Source organism: Pseudoalteromonas maris (assembly GCF_049257235.1).
Classification (GTDB): domain Bacteria; phylum Pseudomonadota; class Gammaproteobacteria; order Enterobacterales; family Alteromonadaceae; genus Pseudoalteromonas.
In genome coordinates, this window is sequence record NZ_JBMMUF010000008.1 from 16,739 (window position 1) to 32,837 (window position 16,099).

The following is a 16,099-nucleotide window of genomic DNA, read 5'->3' on the forward strand; positions in this document are numbered from 1 at the left end:
GGTACTGTAAGGTGTGCTACATTAAAAATTATTAATTACTTTAAACATAATAATCTTTACTTATGAAGTTGGCATGGCTCCACGTATTAGATGTACTCTCTCGCAGTCGCTCCTTGAGTGAAGCTGCGCAAAAGCTACACAAAACACAACCTGCGTTGACAATGACGGTAAAAAAAATCGAAGAAGAAGTAGGATTCGCTGTGGTCGATAGGGAGGGGTATCGTTTTTCTCTGACTCCTCAGGGACAGGCTTATTGCCGCAAAGCGCAAAATGTGTTGCAAGAAATTGATGGACTTAAGGAATTCAGTAGTGAGTTAGCGAATGGTAATGAACCTGTGTTTCGTCTGAGCTATGAGCAAGTGTGTGTGAGTGAGGATGTGACGTTGGTGCTTAAAGATTGTTGCCAAGAGTATGAACACACAGAGTTTCTTATCGACAGCGGCAGACGCTTCAGCTCTTTAGATCAAGTAAATAAAGGCGAAGCTGACTTGGGTATTGGTCCATGGTTTGACATTTTTCATACTACCGGAGATTTAGAAAGTCTGCCTTTAGGGGATATTCAGGTGGGGTTGGTGGCGTCCCCATCATTAATAGCAAACAACAAGTTGAGCTTTAAAACGCTGCGCCAACATCCCTGTATTTCGATGCATGAGAGTGAACTGCGCTTCGACGAAGACAGCATGTCATTTATGAGCAACATTTCCCGCATCAAGGTTGATGATTATTTCGTGTTGCGATCATTACTCCTTAACGGCACTGGATGGGCGTTACTGTGTTTAGAGTTATGTCAGGCGGAGATAGAATCTGGGCAATTGCAGGTACTGGAGCTGACTGATAGAGAAGACCGCTTTCATGCGCAAATTCGTGCCTTCCGACGACATTCCAAACACCATGGTCCTGTCGCTCGGAGTTTATGGCAAAAATTAGAGGCATTAACGCATGGATAAACAAGTTGCTATTTACAACGTGGTTGCGGCCATCCCTGTAGGCAAAGTATGTAGCTATGGTGAAGTTGCTAAGCGTGCAGGTTTACCCGGATACGCCCGTTACGTTGGTCACACCATGAAAACCCTGCCTCAACAGAGCACTATTCCTTGGTATCGGGTACTCAATGCGCAAGGGAAAATAGCCTTTGAACAAGGCAGTGAAAACTTTGAGCGCCAGCGACAGGCACTTGCAAGTGAGGGAGTACTGGTCATCAATGGCAAAGTAAATATGGCCAAATACATGTGGCGGCTATAGCTTCTGTAGGGATGGCAATACCATGCAGGGTTATGATCTGCGAGGGTGCTAATGGGGTGGTCAATTTTACTAAATTTGATGTGAAAAACACTAAACATTAGTGTCTAGATGTGTGTCTAATAAGACATCGTGAGCATGTGAAATTGTTTTAATCTTTATAAATCAATAGGATAAAAAATTTATTCAAAATGGCACAACCTTTGAAACAGTTACTGCGACTAACTTAATAACGCATTAACAGCAGGAACACCATTATGAATACTTTCACTAAAGCAGCTATCGTAGCAACCACCTTGACAATGAGTATGGGCGCCAACGCAAATTCATTGACCGATGAAATTGAACGAGCAGTAAAAGAGGCTGCTACTGAAGCACTCTCTGTTTTGGTTAGCTCTCAAAAAGCATCAATCACACAAGCGACCAAAGCAATGTTTGAAAGCTCTGTTGAACAACAAAGCACAAAACAAACGAAAAAAGCGCCTAACAACGAGAATAAAGGTGACGACAATGACGCCTAATTTTGCACTTCTTGGCCTGATGCTATTACCTGTCGCAAGTTTATTTGGTACTTACTTAGGTTTTAGCTTTTGCCGCTATCTCGGTGTGTGGGCTAAATAGCTCCTAGCACCGAGGTAACTTTTTCTGATTATCTGTTTATTTGCTAAATCACATACAGATAAATGGCGAGAAAGTGGCATAAGCAAGCAATGAGTACAAAGATATGCCAAATCGCATGACTGAATTGACGATGTTTAGCACTGTAGAAAACTGTACCAATGCTAAATAACACACCTCCAAGTACTAAAAGCCACAATGCCGCGCTAGGTAGGGCCAAGTACAAGGGATAAACGAACGCCAGCGATATCCAGCCCATTACTAAGTAGGTAGCAAGTGACACTCTTGGTCTAGGTACCTTTGCCAATAATTTAAATAACACGCCAAATAGTGCCAACCCCCATATGCACGCCATACCAGCCCATGCCCAATATCCACCTAATGCAACCAAGAGAAAGGGTGTATAGGTGCCGGCGATCAATAGATATATCGCACTGTGATCGAGCTTTTTAAGCTCCGCTTTGACCTTCTGTTTGGCGATCGCGTGATAGCAAGTTGAACTCGCAAACATCAACAATAAACTCGAGCCGTAGATGGCAGCTGCAAATGTGGCTGTAATCGTTTCGCTCGTCGTTATCATAGCGATGAGCGCGACAACAGACATTAGGGCGCCGATACCATGACTAAGCCAATTCAATTTTTCTTCGGTAGGTGAATAGGGACTCGTTTGCATATAGAGTTTTTACTCAAAATTACACTTGCCCGCCACTATAACGATTCAGCGTACACTTGTACACTGAAATTCAACTGGCGAAAATAACTAAAACTGATGTGAAAATAACCAAAAAATAACTATTTAGTGTATGTGCACCATCAGCTTCCAACATGAAATTAAAATATAACTTCAATAAAAACAGATGGATAAAAATTAATCAATAGATGGCACAACCTTTGTAAAAGTAATTGCGACTAACTTAATTACGATTTAAATAGGATACCCATTATGAACACCTTAACTAAAGCAATGCTAGTTGCAACAACTTTAACTTTGAGTATGAATGCCAATGCGACATCCCTAACAGACGATATTGAGCGTGCCATTAAAGAAGCTGCTAATGAAGCGTTCTCAGCACTTGTTAGCGAGCAAAAAGCTGCAGTGAAAAAATCAACGCAAGAGATGTTTAGTCAAAGTGCTAAACAACAAAAACAACCGCACTCTAAAAAGGTAACAAAAGGTGACGGTAATGACGCTTAATCTACCTCTGCTAGGTTTGATGCTACTACCTGTAGCTAGTCTCATTGGCATGTATTTAAGTGTGAGTTTTTGCCGTAATCTCGGCTGGTGGCTTAAGTAGTACCCCTGCCGCGCATTCGGTTGTTAATTTTACGCATTTTAGTTTTCCTCGCTCCTTTCCCGCAAAGTTCGATTACCTATTGATTCGTCAGAAAAATATAACAAAAAATCGTGATAAATTTTGAACATAGCTTGACCATCCTCCATACTCTAAATATTCAATATTAAAGTGATCTAACCACTATCTCATTGCGTAATGTTCGCTATAGATGAAAAAGTGAGGTAGCAGATGGCTTTGCAAATGGCTTCTACAACAGCATCAAAGCCGCATCGGGTTATTCCTTCTCAATGTGGTGAAGACTCAGATAAAGGACACACTATGACGCCAACGGAGCATCTGTCAGATGCCTTGGTCAAAGTTGCATCCCACCGAGACAGAGCTGCGTTTGCAGTTTTGTTCGAGTATTTTGCGCCCAAGATAAAGCGCTTTGGCATTAAGCAGTTTAACAACGAAGCGTCGGCGATGGAGTTAGTGCAAGACACCATGACGTCGGTGTGGAGAAAAGCCCATTTGTATCACCCTAGTAAAGGTGCTGCGACAACGTGGGTATATACGGTGATGCGAAACGCCTCTTTTGATGCGCTGCGCAAGATCAGGTCGAATCGTGAAGACACATTGAGTGAAGATATTTGGCCAATGGTGCAAGTAGAAGACGAAGAAGTGGTTTTTACAGATCACCTCGAGTCACAGTTGCTCCAAGAGCACCTTGACAAGTTGCCGCTCGCGCAGCAAGAAGTGGTTAAAGGCGTGTATTTTCAGGATTTGTCGCAAGAGCAACTTGCAAAGCAGTTAGGCGTACCTGTGGGGACGGTTAAATCTCGTCTTCGCTTAGCGCTCTCAAAGTTAAGAAATCATATGGGAGCTGAACATGATTAAGTTTCACCCAAACACAGAATTGCTACAACAGTACGTGGCCGGAACTCTACCAGCTTCTTTGAGTGTGGCCATTTCAGCGCATCATGAGATGTGTGATGCATGCGCTAAAAAGGCGGCAGAGCTAGAGTCGCAAGCGGCCTTAGCTACATTCGATGACGCAACAACGTCAGAGCTAAGCGCTAATGAGCTGGACGACGCCATGAGCATGATGATGAACGATATTACCGCCGATGCAGACATCGACGAGTTTTCATTTGAGAGCCGCAAAGAGCTAACCGTGGGCGATAGAAGTATTACGTTGCCACGTTCGTTGAGCCACTTGAGCATGTCTCGTTTCGTACAGGCAGGAAAGCTCGCTCGTTCACGATTGGAACTCGAAGAAGGGAGTATTCGCACAAGCTTGCTGTTCATTGCGCCAGGCGGAACTATTCCTGAGCATACTCACACCGGATTTGAGCTGACTTTGCTATTGGACGGTCACTTTAGCGATGAGCACGGCGAATATGTTCCAGGAGATTTTATCTGGTTGGACGACAAGCACGACCATACACCCTACACTGAAAATGGTTGCTTGTGTTTAGCCGTTGTTAATAGTGCGCTGCACTTCAATAAAGGCTTGAGCAAATTACTTAACCCTATAGGTGAGCTTATTTACTAATGAATCGAGACGTTAAAATTGGAATTAGCGCGTGTTTGAGTGGTGAGAAAGTACGCTTCGACTCAGGACACAAACGATCAAATTTTTGTATGGACGAACTCGCAAGGCACGTTGAATACGTGCCTTTTTGCCCTGAGGTTGCCATTGGTCTACCCATCCCGAGACCAACTATTCGTCAAGTGCGCAAAGGCGATATCATCACTGTATGTCAGCCAGATGGCAGTGGTGAGGTGGGAGACAAACTTACCGAATACGGACAACGCATCGCCAAGAGTTATGGTGATAAGTTAGACGGCTTTATTTTTTGCGCCAAAAGTCCTAGTTGCGGTATGGAACGCATCAAAATATATAACGAGGCTGGCACAGGTAACACATCCGAAGGCGTGGGCTTTTTCGCCAAGCAGATTATGGAATTAAATCCTCTGCTTCCGTGTGAAGAAAACGGCCGCTTGAATGACATGCACTTGCGCGAAAACTTCGTCATGAGGGTCTATGTCTATCACAGCTGGCGAAAGTTGTGTGATACCGAGCTAACACCTGACCGATTAACGCGCTTTCACGCGATGCATAAGTACTTGCTGATGAGCCACAATTACCAAGCATATCGCGACTTAGGACGCTTGCTGGGCTCGCATTCTGGCGACAACCTTGACGAAATCGCCGAACAATATATCGCTGGATTGATGAAGGCACTGAAAAAGCCTGCGTCACGCAAAGCACATACCAACACCCTCATGCACCTCCAAGGGTATTTTAAACAGCACTTAAGCAACGATGAAAAGCAAGAATTGCGCGCCGCAATCGAAGACTATCGTCAAGGCATGGTGCCTCTTTATGTGCCTTTAACCTTATTAAAGCATCACCTTAATGTGCACCCAAATCCCTATTTAGCACAGCAGGTTTACTTTAACCCTCATCCGAATGACTTAAAACTGAGATACGGAATTTAATGTCAGCATTATTTTGGTTTAGGCGCGATTTCCGCCTTTATAGTAACGAAGCGTTGATCGATGCACTCAATGATGGAGCGAAACATGCTGTATTTTTTGTGTGTGAGCAGCAGTGGCAACAACACCAAATGTCTGCCATTGCCCGTGATTTGCTCCTTCGGCGCGTATCGTATGTAGGGCAAAGATTGGCTCGTTACGGTGTGACGCTGCATGTGCTGCATGCCCCAATGTTTGCTGATGTTCCCTCTAAGCTAAAACAGTTAGTTGATGAGTTAGCGCTTAAGCGCGTTTACGCCAATAAAGAATATGAAGTAAACGAGGTGGCGCGTGACAAGGCATGTTCTCTGTTAGGCTTAGATTTGCAGTTATATGATGGTGACGTTATTGCACCTCCTGGCAGTGTCACGACAAAAAGCGGAGACATGTTTAAGGTGTTCACGCCGTTTAAGCGTCAATGGCTAAAAATTCATGAATTAACCCAATTTGGATTGCCATCTTGGCCATTAAACGACAGTGAAGAAGCCGTAACTTGGCACGCAGATGCGTGTTTAGAGGGAGATGGTAGCTCCAACAAATGGCCGGTGGATGATGAGGCGTTGCACAATATTGTATCGCGCTTTGTACATGACAAGCTTGCTGGTTATCAAGATGACAGAGATTTCCCCGCCATCAAAGGGACATCTGGTCTAAGTCCTTATTTAGCCATTGGCGCGTTGAGCGTTAAACAGCTGCTTATCAACGTGCAAATACATCATCCAAATGTATTGCAAAACGCCAAAAGTAATCTGTTTTGTTGGGTTAATGAGTTGATCTGGAGAGAGTTTTACAGACATTTAATTGTTGCCTATCCATCACTGTGTAAGCACCAAAACTTCAACGCCAAGTACGATACTCTGAAGTGGCAAGATGATGAAGAGGCCTTTATGGCTTGGTGTGAAGGGCGTACCGGCTATCCCTTGGTCGACGCTGCAATGCGCCAACTTACGCAAACCGGGTGGATGCACAATCGTTTGCGTATGGTCGTGGCCAGCTTTTTAACTAAACACTTGCTTATTGATTGGCGCAAAGGGGAATCCTTCTTCATGCAGCACTTGATTGATGGTGACTTAGCGTCAAACAATGGCGGTTGGCAATGGGCGGCAAGCACAGGATGTGATGCACAGCCTTATTTTCGTATCTTCAACCCTATTACGCAAAGTGAACGCTTTGATCCAGAGGGGGAGTTTATTCGTAAGTATCTACCAGAGTTGGAAAAAGTCCCAACGAAGTATATTCACTTTCCACATCAGTATTTGGCAGCCACAGCTTCAAATTGCTACTGGCCTGCGATAGTGGACCACAAAGCGGCGCGCGAGCGTGCCTTGGCTAGGTTTAAGGTAGACGATGAGTAAACGTGTTGAGCAATTCGTAGAAATGTATCAGCGACTTGATAAAAACAGCCTGTCGCTACTTGATGACATTTATCATCCAAGCATTCACTTTATTGACCCCCTTCATGAAGTCAAAGGGCTGGACCAATTGTACAGCTACTTCGCAAATATGTACGCCAACGTGACCAGTTGCTCTTTTAATATTACTGAGCATTTCGAGTTGGAAGACCGAGCATTCTTGTATTGGACAATGACCTATCAACATCCGCGCATCAATGGTGGTAAGGATGTTGAGGTGCAAGGCCACAGCCAACTGCGATTTGGTGACCAAAAGGTTATTTTTCATCGTGATTACTTCGATGTGGGGGAGCTTTTGTATCGTCGTTTACCGGTTATCAACAAGCTCATTAAAATGATTGATAAACGGGCGGGTTCATAATGAAAGCGCTTATCACAGGCGCGACCTCTGGTATCGGTGAGTCGCTTGCACTGTTGTATGCAACAAAAGGCGCAGAAGTGTTCGCTTGCGGTCGTGATCAAGACAAACTCAACGAGCTGTCCCAGCATCCAAACATTACAGGGCTGCGTTTTGACGTCACAGACTTGCAAGACATCAAATATCAAACTTCGCAAATTCAAGAGATTGACCTGTTAGTGCTCAACGCTGGCAATTGCGAATACGTTGATGATGCCAAGCATTTTGACAGTGCCCTGTTCGAGCGTGTCATTAAGGTCAATTTACTGAGCCTAGGTTACTGTCTTGAAGCATTGCTCGGCAAAGTAAAATCTGGTGGGCAGCTGGCAATCGTGTCTTCGAGCGTCACTTATTTACCCCTGACTCGCAGCGAAGCCTATGGTGCATCCAAAGCGGGAGCCACATACCTAGCAAAGTGTCTCGAAATTGATTTAGAAGACATCGATGTGAGCGTGGTTCATCCGGGCTTTGTGAAAACTCCCTTAACAGATAAGAATGACTTCCCCATGCCGATGGCCGTTAGTGCTGATGAAGCCGCGCTGTATATGTATAAGGGGTTGAAAAACAGAAAAAAAGAAATCCATTTCCCAAAAAGATTTACACTATTTTTAAAGCTTCTACGTATTTTACCGTGGAGTATTTGGGCTAAATTAGCAAAAAGGATGGTGCGGTGAAGAAAATCGCAATTATAGGTAGTGGTATCGCTGGCATGACAAGCGCTTACCTGTTGTCAAAAAAGTATAACGTAACTGTATTTGAAAAAAACAACTACATTGGTGGACACACAGCAACAGTGGAAGTCGAAATGGGCGGGCAGACATTGGCAGTGGACACCGGCTTCATTGTCTTTAACGACCGAACTTATCCCTTATTTGAAAAACTACTTGCTCAGATAGGCATTGATAGAAAGCCTACAGAAATGAGTTTTAGTGTTCACAACCTCGATACTGGCTTTGAATACAATGGGCACACGCTAGCAACGCTCTTTGCTCAAAAACGCAATATTCTGCGCCCAAAGTTCTGGCATTTACTGTGGCAAATCGTGCGCTTCAATCGTATTTGCAAAGACATTTATCACAGCGGTGAGTACGAGCAAGCGTTAACGCTTGGCCAGTTTTTAGATAGACATAATTTTAATGACTTTTTCAGAAATCACTACATTCTGCCTATGGGTGCGGCGATATGGTCAACGTCTATTAAGAAAATGAATGACTTCGGCATCGAGTTTTTCATCAAATTCTTTTTTAACCACGGCTTACTCGATATAACTAATCGCCCGCAGTGGTATGTTATTCCAGGTGGCTCAAAGCAATACATTGACCCATTAGTTAACGAGTTCAAAGATAACATTGTGCTCAATGCCGAGATATCGTCAGTGCAACGCCTGCAAGACAAGGTGAAAATACTGTTTAGCAATGGCGATGTGCAGGAATTTGATAAAGTAGTGTTCGCTTGTCATTCTGACCAAGCCCTATCCTTGCTGGGGGATGCCAGCGAAGCGGAACGACAGGTACTTGGGGCAATCCCTTACACTGCAAACTCGGTAGTGTTGCATACCGATGAGTCACTGCTACCAGTGCGAAAGGCAGCATGGGCAAGTTGGAACTATCGCCTTGATAACAATACCGACAGAGCCGCGGTGGTGACATATCAAATGAACATTCTGCAAGGGATAGAGTCGCAATTACCGCTGTGTGTAACGCTCAATTGTGATGACGCCATAGACGAGAATAAGGTTTTGCGACGCTTTACCTACCACCATCCTGTGTTTAACAGTGAAAGTTTGGCTGCGCAGCAGCGCCGTACAGAGATAAACGGCGTAAATTCTAGTTATTTTTGTGGTGCGTATTGGTATAACGGGTTTCATGAAGATGGCGTGCGCAGTGCGGTTGATGTTGCGCGTTTACTCGACGTGGAATTTTAACCGTATGGCGTCAGAGCAACCGGGTGAGGCGGATTTACAGCAACATTGGCAAAGTGCCATTATGCTCGGAGATATCCGTCATCGCCGTTTTGCACCTAAGTCTCATCATTTCAATTATCCACTGTATATGATGTGGGTAGACCTCGCTCATCCGCAGCAACTCAATGACGTGCACCCATTGCTCGGTACCTCTAAGTGGAAGTTACTACGCTTTGAGCAAAGCGACTATGTACCCCTTCAGCAAGGTGATGTCGTCACTCGCGCGACAAAGCAGCTTCATGAGCTAGATGACAGCCTCCAGGTAGAACAGGTTTATTTACTGGGTCAATTACGTTGTTTTGGAGTGTATTTTTCGCCGGCCAATTTTTACTTCTTTCGCACCAAAGGTGCAGCGGGCTTTACCCATATGATGGCTGAGGTGAGCAACACTCCTTGGAATGAGCGTCACTATTATTTAGTTGATTTACATACTAAAGTGAACTTTAAGAAATGTTTTCACGTATCACCGTTTATGAATTTGGATATGCATTATCATTGGGTAGTCAAAGTGCTTACAGGGTCTATGCTTATTCATATTGAGAACAAACGTCAGCAAGAAAAACTTTTCGATGCGACGATGCGATTGCAGCGCCGCACCTTGAACAAACAAGCAGTCAGCGCACTATTAAAGCGATTTCCTGCCATGAGTTTAAGTATCGTAAAGGGGATCTACTGGCAAGCTGTAAAATTATTTTTAAAACGAGTGCCTTTTTACGCTCACCCTGGGAAAGAATGATGGAAAGAGTTACTGAGGTAAAAGTTAACCCTAGTTTAAACTGGCGAACGAAATTAGCCAGACGTTTAGTGTATGGTGCATTGAACACGATCGAACATGGTTGCATTGAGCTTCATCAAAGCGACGAGCCGGTGCAAATATTTGGCGATAAGCACAGTGCTTTAAAAGCAACTGTCACTGTAAATGACCCGTTGATGTTTGCCGCATTTGCCTTTTCTGGCAGCATTGGCGCTGCCGAGTCTTTCATAGATGGCCATTGGCACTGTGACAACCTTACACGCTTAATCGAAATCTTTGCGATAAACCAAGATCAACTCGATGCCTTTGAACAGCGCTTTGCCTTTATAAGCGGTTTGATATATCGATTCAAACATCTGCGTAATCGCAATAATACTTCTGGCTCTAAGCGTAACATTGTTGCGCATTACGACCTCGGCAACGAGCTGTATGAGTCTTTTTTGAGCGATGAGATGCTTTACTCTTGTGCCGTATACCCAGAAGCTGATGCGAGTCTCGAACAAGCACAGCAACATAAGCTCAAACTTATTTGTGAGCGAGCTCAGCTTAAAGATGGCGATAAGGTTGTAGAAATTGGTACTGGTTGGGGGGCATTCGCAATCTATGCAGCAAGTCATTACGACGTTCATGTTACCACTACCACAATCTCTGATGAGCAACACGACTATGTGGCCGCAAAAATAGCGGCGCTGGGCCTACAAGACAAAATCACGCTATTGAAAAAAGACTACCGCTTGTTAGACGGGCAATACGATAAGTTGGTGTCGATAGAAATGATTGAGGCGGTAGGGCATGAGTATCTCAATGGTTTCTTCGCCAAATGCAATAGCTTACTTAAGCCAGATGGTGCCATGTTGCTCCAAGCTATTACCATTAATGATCAGCGCTATAGCACCTATGTAAAGCAGACTGATTTCATTCAGCAGTATATTTTCCCCGGCGGTTGCTTGGTGAGCGTGGATGAAATGAGCCGTCATTTACGTGCTAGTACGGGCCTGGTGATGCATGAACTACACGACATTGGTTTGCATTATGCACGTACCATAGCAGATTGGCGTGAACGTTTTGAAAAAGCATGGCCGCAGCTCCAAGGTGCTAAGTTCAACCAAGCGTTTTTCCGTTTGTGGCAATATTACTTGGCCTATTGTGAGGGCGCATTTCGTCAACGGGCGATAAGCACTGTGCATCTAGTGGCCCGTAAACAAGGATTTGTCAGTAATGACACGGCCATTGCGCTTAATTATTAATTTCCTACTATTTCAAAGCAGCTGGTGGGCTGCTTTTTTCTTTCAAAACGATGCGCTCATCGTGATGGTGGGTATTGCATTAGTGATGTTGATGCTATCTCATAAGCGCCGTCTTGATGCATTACTGTGTGGGACATTCATTCTCGGTTGTGTGTTGGAGTTAGTAGCGAATCATTTGGGCTTGTTGCACTTTGACTCTCCTTTATTACCACTGTGGTTAGCCGCTTTGTGGGTAAGTTTGATACTAACCATCAACCATTCTTTGGACTTCATTAACTCCCTCAAAACGTGGCAATGTTTTGCTTTATGCTGGCTCGTTGCGCCATTAAGTTACCTTGGGGCAGCGAGATATGAGGTAATACAGGTGAGCGCTCCGTGGTGGTCTTTCTACCTATTTTACGGCTTTTTATGGGCGCTGACCTTTTCTGTGATTGTCGTGATCAATAAACGTCTTAACCACGTAATAATAAAATAATCGTTGTTAAGGAAATAGGTGCAATGAAGCAGATGTCGTTTCGTTTTATTGGTTGTGTATTAATGCTGGCCTGTGTAAGTGCGCACGCAAACATGAAGCTGGTTGGTGAAGCCAAGCTAACCTACATGTTTTGGGATGTTTACAATGCAACTTTGTATACCCCCACGGGACAATACCAGTTCGGGCAGCACCCTATGCGTTTAACCTTGACCTACCTTAGAGACTTCGAAGCAGAAGATATTGTCGAAGCAACGAAGGAGCAATGGCAAGAGTTGGGGCATCCAGAGTATGTGCAACTATTTTCGCAGCACATTGAACAGGCATGGCCCGACATAGCACAGGGTGATTCACTCACGTTTGAGACTAATGAGCACAGCATTGGCGCGTTTTATCATAATGATGAGTTTCTTGTATCCATCGATGACTCACAGTTCAGTGATGCGTTTACTGCTATCTGGCTTTCTGAGAAAACAACAGAGCCGAAATTACGGAAAAAACTCATTGGAGACGCAAAATGAAAAAATTTCTCCTCGGCGCCCTAGTATACCTGCTAGTTGGTTGTAGTGCGTCGATTGACGATTATGAGGGCAGTGAGCCTAACTTTGACTTCAAGCGTTTCTTTAACGGAGATCTCGTCGCCTATGGGGTAGTGCAAGACTACACCGGCATGGTCACGCGTCGCTTCAAAGTAGACATGCAAGCCTCTTGGCAGGGCGATAACGGTATAATAGATGAGCAGTTTTACTACCAAGACGGAGAGACCGACGAGCGTGTTTGGAAGATTGCGCTAGGCGAAGATGGCACGCTCACAGGAACGGCAAATGATGTAATCGGTGTGGCCAAAGGAGAAACAAAAGGCGGTGCGTTTCATTGGCAGTACACATTGGCTATTCCACATGATGGCGATACCCTTGAGGTAAACCTTGATGACTGGATGTTTTTAGTCACCGAAACAAGGTTGATCAACCGCACTACTATTGATAAGTTGGGTATTGAAGTTGGTGAAATCACGCTGGTTATCGAAAAAGTTGAAAAATAAACGTTTCGATCGAAGTTTTTTGCGAAAAATGTGTGGTTTGCAGTTGCCAAGTCAATAAAAATGCTTAAATATAGGTCTTGCTAAGGCAAAAAAATAACGAATAGGAATCAAACAATGAATAAAGCTCAATTAGTCGAAAAAATTGCCAACGATGCAGAAATCTCAAAAGCTGCGGCTAGCCGTGCGTTAGATGCATTCACTGGTGCGGTAACTGACTCTTTGAAAGACGGTAACTCTGTAGCGCTAGTTGGTTTTGGTACTTTCTCTGTAAAAGAGCGTGCTGCTCGTACAGGTCGTAACCCACAAACTGGTGCGGAAATTCAAATCGCAGCGGCAAACATCCCAAGCTTCAAGCCTGGTAAAGGTCTTAAAGATTCTGTAAATTCTTAATCTTACCGAATATGTATTAGAAAGGGCCTTAATGGCCCTTTTTTTATGTGTGTACGTGTTGTCCATAAGCGCGTCTTATACCACAGATACCGGCGCACTCAGAGCGATTAGACAGACAACATAAACCAGCAGCACTGTTCAACCCTGGCGTATCAATAGGGTTTGACCTTTAAGCCGATTACACTCTCAACATAAAGGCCAAATTTATCATTTGGTGTTAACCTTTTAGCGCTTTATCACCGCGGCCAAGGCCTATCGCGCCGGAGCGTACCACTTCAATAATGTCGCTCTCGTGGCGCAAGGTATCAAGGAAGGACTCTAACTTCTCAGAGCTCGCTGCTAGCTGTAGTGAGTAACTTATGCGGCCCATATCTAAGATGGCGCCACCGAACACATCAACGACACGGGTTACAGCTGCTCGCGTTTTCTCATCTTGTGCAATCACTTTTACTAGCAATAGCTCGCGTTCGATATGACTTTGTTCTGTTAAATCGATGACTTTAAGTACATCGACGAGCTTATTTACTTGTTTGAGAATTTGCTCAAGCACGCGATCACCGCCTTTGGTGGTAATAGTGATACGTGACAAGGAGTTGTCATCGGTTGTACCTACCGCGAGGCTGTCGATATTGTAAGCCCGTTGCGAGAAAAGACCGACAATGCGAGATAATGATCCCGGTTCGTTTTCTAATAGGATGGAAAGAATACGGCGCATTATGCTTTAACTCCTTTTTTCAGCCACATGTCATCAACGGCTCCAAATTTAATTTGCATTGGGTAAACGTGTTCAAGTTCATCAACTCGAATATCTAAAAACACGAGCCTATCGTTAATGCTGACCATTTTCTCAATTGCGGCATCAAGTTCATCGGGATGATCGACACGAATACCTACATGGCCGTAGCTCTCAACAAGTTTCACAAAATCCGGCAATGATTCCATATAGGATGATGAGTGACGACCGTTGTACATTAAGTCTTGCCACTGGCGTACCATGCCAAGCGAGCGGTTATTTAGCGACACCACTTTGACGGCGAGGTTATATTGCAGGCAGGTGGAAAGCTCTTGAATATTCATTTGAATGGAGCCGTCACCCGTTACACATATCGACTCTTGGTCACGATAGGCAAGCTTTACACCCATCGCCGCAGGTAACCCAAAGCCCATGGTGCCAAGGCCACCAGAGTTGATCCATTGACGCGGCTTTTTAAATGGATAGTACTGTGCCGCAAACATTTGGTGCTGACCTACGTCAGAGCTAATGTATGCGTCCCCATTTGTAGCCTGATACAGCTTTTGAATAACTGTCTGCGGCTTTATTTTGTCTTTGCCTTCACTAAAACTTAAGCACTTTTGCTCTCGCCAACTGGTGATCTGGCGCCACCAATCTTCTTGCGCATGTCTATCGATGCTTTGCGCAGACTTGTCTATCGCAGTCAGTAACTGATCAAGGACCACATCAAGGCTACCCACTACGGGAATGTGTGCGCTAATGGTTTTTGAGATGGACGTAGGGTCTACATCCACATGCACGATGGTGGCGTTAGGGCAAAACTTCTGCACATTATTGGTAACACGATCATCAAAACGAGCACCGAGCGCGAGGATAACATCCGCATTGGCCATCGCTTTGTTGGCCTCTAATGTTCCGTGCATACCGAGCATACCGATAAAGTTAGGGTGTTCGCCACTGATCCCCCCTAATCCCATTAGCGTGTTTGTACACGGTGCATTGAGTGTTTCCACAAGTTCAGTAAGCTTGTCACTGGTATTGGATAAAATGATGCCGCCGCCCGAGTAGATAACTAATTTTTTCGCATCGAGTAACGTGCTTACGGCCTTCTTGATTTGCTTAGGGTGGCCTTTCTTACTGGGGTTGTAAGTGCGAATTGCGACCTCGTGTGGCATTTCAAACGGGAACTTAGTTGCTGGGTTCAAAATATCTTTGGGAAGCTCAACGACTACGGGGCCGGGGCGCCCTGTGCTAGCGATATAAAACGCTTTGGCCAAAATAGTCGGAATTTCCTGAGCATTACGGCAGTTAAAGCTGTGTTTTACGATGGGGCGAGAACAGCCAACAATGTCAGTTTCTTGAAAGGCGTCGTCACCAATCAAGTTGCTAGGTACTTGCCCTGAGATCACCACCATAGGGATAGAGTCCATGTAGGCAGTCGCTATGCCTGTGATGCAGTTAGTGGCCCCCGGCCCCGAAGTAGCAAGTACTACGCCTACTTTGCCTGTTGCTCTAGCATAGCCATCAGCCATATGAGTCGCTGCTTGCTCATGGCGTACCAAGATGTGTTCGATGTCGTCTTGTTCAAATAATGCATCGTACAAGTCCAGCACCGTGCCCCCGGGATAGCCGAAAATGTACTGTACTCCTAGTGTTTTCAATGCGCCGACAACGAGTTCCCCGCCGTTGAATTGTTGCTCATTCATCCTCATTCCTCAAAAAAAAACCCCCGCATGGTTGCGGGGGTTGATTCGTTACTTAATGTCAGTTCACGCACGCCCCGCAGTCTGGTTAAAGACCACCACTAGCAGCACTACGAGAACTAACATTGTTGACATGACGTGTCCTAATTTATTAATCAAGTTTGTGACTAAATTCGTTACGCCTCTATTGTTATTTTTTTTACCTGCGCGCGTCAACCTTGTTTTGATGTTTTTTTGGATAAAATATTCAAATGGGTAATATTAAATCGGTTATTAAGAGATAGAAATTTCATTTTGATTTTATTTAATGAAAA

At 44.6% G+C, this 16,099-nt stretch carries 20 protein-coding genes; 17 read left to right on the plus strand and 3 right to left on the minus strand.

Annotation, left to right across the window (positions count from 1 at the left end):
• Positions 1–62 precede the first annotated feature (62 nt).
• The 3 genes from AAEU32_RS11760 to AAEU32_RS11770 all read left to right on the plus strand — a co-directional run bounded on the left by AAEU32_RS11760 (position 63) and on the right by AAEU32_RS11770 (position 1,760).
• The gene (locus tag AAEU32_RS11760; protein WP_421970724.1) at positions 63–947 is read left to right on the plus strand and encodes a LysR family transcriptional regulator; all 885 of its coding nucleotides are present in this window, start codon (positions 63–65) and stop codon (positions 945–947) included.
• Positions 940–1,242, plus strand: coding sequence for an MGMT family protein (locus tag AAEU32_RS11765; RefSeq protein WP_421970725.1), 303 nt, complete (start codon positions 940–942; stop codon positions 1,240–1,242). Before AAEU32_RS11760 ends, AAEU32_RS11765 begins: the two co-directional genes overlap by 8 nt.
• 254 nt (positions 1,243–1,496) lie before the next feature.
• Positions 1,497–1,760: a hypothetical protein gene (locus AAEU32_RS11770; RefSeq protein ID WP_421970726.1), complete on the plus strand. Its 264-nt coding sequence runs from the start codon at positions 1,497–1,499 to the stop codon at positions 1,758–1,760.
• A 143-nt stretch (positions 1,761–1,903) separates the two neighbouring features.
• Here AAEU32_RS11770 and trhA read toward each other — a convergent pair whose 3' ends face one another.
• On the minus strand, positions 1,904–2,530 hold the full coding sequence (trhA, locus tag AAEU32_RS11775; RefSeq protein ID WP_421970727.1) for a PAQR family membrane homeostasis protein TrhA: 627 nt from the start codon (positions 2,528–2,530) through the stop codon (positions 1,904–1,906).
• 270 nt (positions 2,531–2,800) lie between these two features.
• On the opposite strand from trhA, the gene AAEU32_RS11780 reads away from it, so the two are divergent.
• The 14 genes from AAEU32_RS11780 (at position 2,801) to AAEU32_RS11845 (ending at position 13,349) form a co-directional block, all read left to right on the plus strand.
• The gene (locus AAEU32_RS11780; RefSeq protein ID WP_421970728.1) at positions 2,801–3,052 is read left to right on the plus strand and encodes a hypothetical protein; all 252 of its coding nucleotides are present in this window, start codon (positions 2,801–2,803) and stop codon (positions 3,050–3,052) included.
• Positions 3,053–3,470: 418 nt separating this feature from the next.
• Entirely contained in the window at positions 3,471–4,028 is a 558-nt protein-coding gene (locus AAEU32_RS11785) for a sigma-70 family RNA polymerase sigma factor (protein WP_421970835.1), read from the plus strand.
• Complete coding sequence (locus AAEU32_RS11790) at positions 4,021–4,686, plus strand: ChrR family anti-sigma-E factor (protein WP_421970729.1); 666 nt, start codon at positions 4,021–4,023, stop codon at positions 4,684–4,686. The genes AAEU32_RS11785 and AAEU32_RS11790 overlap by 8 nt, the downstream gene beginning before the upstream one ends.
• Entirely contained in the window at positions 4,686–5,636 is a 951-nt protein-coding gene (locus tag AAEU32_RS11795) for a YbgA family protein (protein ID WP_421970730.1), read from the plus strand. Before AAEU32_RS11790 ends, AAEU32_RS11795 begins: the two co-directional genes overlap by 1 nt.
• Positions 5,636–7,027, plus strand: a complete 1,392-nt coding sequence (phrB, locus tag AAEU32_RS11800; RefSeq protein ID WP_421970731.1) for a deoxyribodipyrimidine photo-lyase — start codon at positions 5,636–5,638, stop codon at positions 7,025–7,027. Before AAEU32_RS11795 ends, phrB begins: the two co-directional genes overlap by 1 nt.
• Positions 7,020–7,445, plus strand: coding sequence for a nuclear transport factor 2 family protein (locus tag AAEU32_RS11805; RefSeq protein ID WP_421970732.1), 426 nt, complete (start codon positions 7,020–7,022; stop codon positions 7,443–7,445). Before phrB ends, AAEU32_RS11805 begins: the two co-directional genes overlap by 8 nt.
• On the plus strand, positions 7,445–8,155 hold the full coding sequence (locus AAEU32_RS11810; RefSeq protein ID WP_421970733.1) for an SDR family NAD(P)-dependent oxidoreductase: 711 nt from the start codon (positions 7,445–7,447) through the stop codon (positions 8,153–8,155). Before AAEU32_RS11805 ends, AAEU32_RS11810 begins: the two co-directional genes overlap by 1 nt.
• On the plus strand, positions 8,152–9,405 hold the full coding sequence (locus tag AAEU32_RS11815) for an NAD(P)/FAD-dependent oxidoreductase (protein WP_421970734.1): 1,254 nt from the start codon (positions 8,152–8,154) through the stop codon (positions 9,403–9,405). Before AAEU32_RS11810 ends, AAEU32_RS11815 begins: the two co-directional genes overlap by 4 nt.
• Before the next feature lie 4 nt (positions 9,406–9,409).
• On the plus strand, positions 9,410–10,180 hold the full coding sequence (locus AAEU32_RS11820) for a DUF1365 domain-containing protein (protein WP_421970735.1): 771 nt from the start codon (positions 9,410–9,412) through the stop codon (positions 10,178–10,180).
• Complete coding sequence (locus AAEU32_RS11825) at positions 10,180–11,445, plus strand: class I SAM-dependent methyltransferase (RefSeq protein WP_421970736.1); 1,266 nt, start codon at positions 10,180–10,182, stop codon at positions 11,443–11,445. Before AAEU32_RS11820 ends, AAEU32_RS11825 begins: the two co-directional genes overlap by 1 nt.
• Positions 11,417–11,920, plus strand: a complete 504-nt coding sequence (locus tag AAEU32_RS11830) for a DUF2878 domain-containing protein (protein WP_421970737.1) — start codon at positions 11,417–11,419, stop codon at positions 11,918–11,920. The genes AAEU32_RS11825 and AAEU32_RS11830 overlap by 29 nt, the downstream gene beginning before the upstream one ends.
• A gap of 23 nt (positions 11,921–11,943) precedes the next feature.
• Positions 11,944–12,438 (plus strand): chalcone isomerase family protein, encoded by a 495-nt coding sequence (locus AAEU32_RS11835; protein WP_421970738.1) that lies wholly within the window; start codon positions 11,944–11,946, stop codon positions 12,436–12,438.
• Positions 12,435–12,959, plus strand: coding sequence for a DUF3833 domain-containing protein (locus AAEU32_RS11840; RefSeq protein WP_421970739.1), 525 nt, complete (start codon positions 12,435–12,437; stop codon positions 12,957–12,959). The genes AAEU32_RS11835 and AAEU32_RS11840 overlap by 4 nt, the downstream gene beginning before the upstream one ends.
• Positions 12,960–13,073: 114 nt before the next feature.
• Positions 13,074–13,349, plus strand: a complete 276-nt coding sequence (locus tag AAEU32_RS11845) for an HU family DNA-binding protein (protein WP_105188989.1) — start codon at positions 13,074–13,076, stop codon at positions 13,347–13,349.
• Positions 13,350–13,566: 217 nt separating this feature from the next.
• Here AAEU32_RS11845 and ilvN read toward each other — a convergent pair whose 3' ends face one another.
• Both ilvN and AAEU32_RS11855 read right to left on the minus strand, forming a co-directional pair.
• Positions 13,567–14,064 carry an acetolactate synthase small subunit gene (ilvN, locus tag AAEU32_RS11850; protein ID WP_421970740.1) on the minus strand — a complete coding sequence of 166 codons (498 nt, stop codon included), beginning with the start codon at positions 14,062–14,064 and terminating at the stop codon, positions 13,567–13,569.
• On the minus strand, positions 14,064–15,788 hold the full coding sequence (locus AAEU32_RS11855) for an acetolactate synthase 3 large subunit (RefSeq protein ID WP_421970741.1): 1,725 nt from the start codon (positions 15,786–15,788) through the stop codon (positions 14,064–14,066). The genes ilvN and AAEU32_RS11855 overlap by 1 nt, the downstream gene beginning before the upstream one ends.
• Positions 15,789–16,099 lie beyond the last annotated feature (311 nt).

Bases quoted from the DNA above. Each gene is read 5' to 3' on its own strand.
- AAEU32_RS11760 (WP_421970724.1), top strand. From the start codon at position 63: ATGAAGTTGGCATGGCTCCACGTATTAGATGTACTCTCTCGCAGTCGC.
- AAEU32_RS11765 (WP_421970725.1), top strand. From the start codon at position 940: ATGGATAAACAAGTTGCTATTTACAACGTGGTTGCGGCCATCCCTGTA.
- AAEU32_RS11770 (WP_421970726.1), top strand. From the start codon at position 1,497: ATGAATACTTTCACTAAAGCAGCTATCGTAGCAACCACCTTGACAATG.
- trhA (WP_421970727.1), bottom strand. From the start codon at position 2,530: ATGCAAACGAGTCCCTATTCACCTACCGAAGAAAAATTGAATTGGCTT.
- AAEU32_RS11780 (WP_421970728.1), top strand. From the start codon at position 2,801: ATGAACACCTTAACTAAAGCAATGCTAGTTGCAACAACTTTAACTTTG.
- AAEU32_RS11785 (WP_421970835.1), top strand. From the start codon at position 3,471: ATGACGCCAACGGAGCATCTGTCAGATGCCTTGGTCAAAGTTGCATCC.
- AAEU32_RS11790 (WP_421970729.1), top strand. From the start codon at position 4,021: ATGATTAAGTTTCACCCAAACACAGAATTGCTACAACAGTACGTGGCC.
- AAEU32_RS11795 (WP_421970730.1), top strand. From the start codon at position 4,686: ATGAATCGAGACGTTAAAATTGGAATTAGCGCGTGTTTGAGTGGTGAG.
- phrB (WP_421970731.1), top strand. From the start codon at position 5,636: ATGTCAGCATTATTTTGGTTTAGGCGCGATTTCCGCCTTTATAGTAAC.
- AAEU32_RS11805 (WP_421970732.1), top strand. From the start codon at position 7,020: ATGAGTAAACGTGTTGAGCAATTCGTAGAAATGTATCAGCGACTTGAT.
- AAEU32_RS11810 (WP_421970733.1), top strand. From the start codon at position 7,445: ATGAAAGCGCTTATCACAGGCGCGACCTCTGGTATCGGTGAGTCGCTT.
- AAEU32_RS11820 (WP_421970735.1), top strand. From the start codon at position 9,410: ATGGCGTCAGAGCAACCGGGTGAGGCGGATTTACAGCAACATTGGCAA.
- AAEU32_RS11825 (WP_421970736.1), top strand. From the start codon at position 10,180: ATGGAAAGAGTTACTGAGGTAAAAGTTAACCCTAGTTTAAACTGGCGA.
- AAEU32_RS11830 (WP_421970737.1), top strand. From the start codon at position 11,417: ATGACACGGCCATTGCGCTTAATTATTAATTTCCTACTATTTCAAAGC.
- AAEU32_RS11835 (WP_421970738.1), top strand. From the start codon at position 11,944: ATGAAGCAGATGTCGTTTCGTTTTATTGGTTGTGTATTAATGCTGGCC.
- AAEU32_RS11840 (WP_421970739.1), top strand. From the start codon at position 12,435: ATGAAAAAATTTCTCCTCGGCGCCCTAGTATACCTGCTAGTTGGTTGT.
- AAEU32_RS11845 (WP_105188989.1), top strand. From the start codon at position 13,074: ATGAATAAAGCTCAATTAGTCGAAAAAATTGCCAACGATGCAGAAATC.
- ilvN (WP_421970740.1), bottom strand. From the start codon at position 14,064: ATGCGCCGTATTCTTTCCATCCTATTAGAAAACGAACCGGGATCATTA.
- AAEU32_RS11855 (WP_421970741.1), bottom strand. From the start codon at position 15,788: ATGAATGAGCAACAATTCAACGGCGGGGAACTCGTTGTCGGCGCATTG.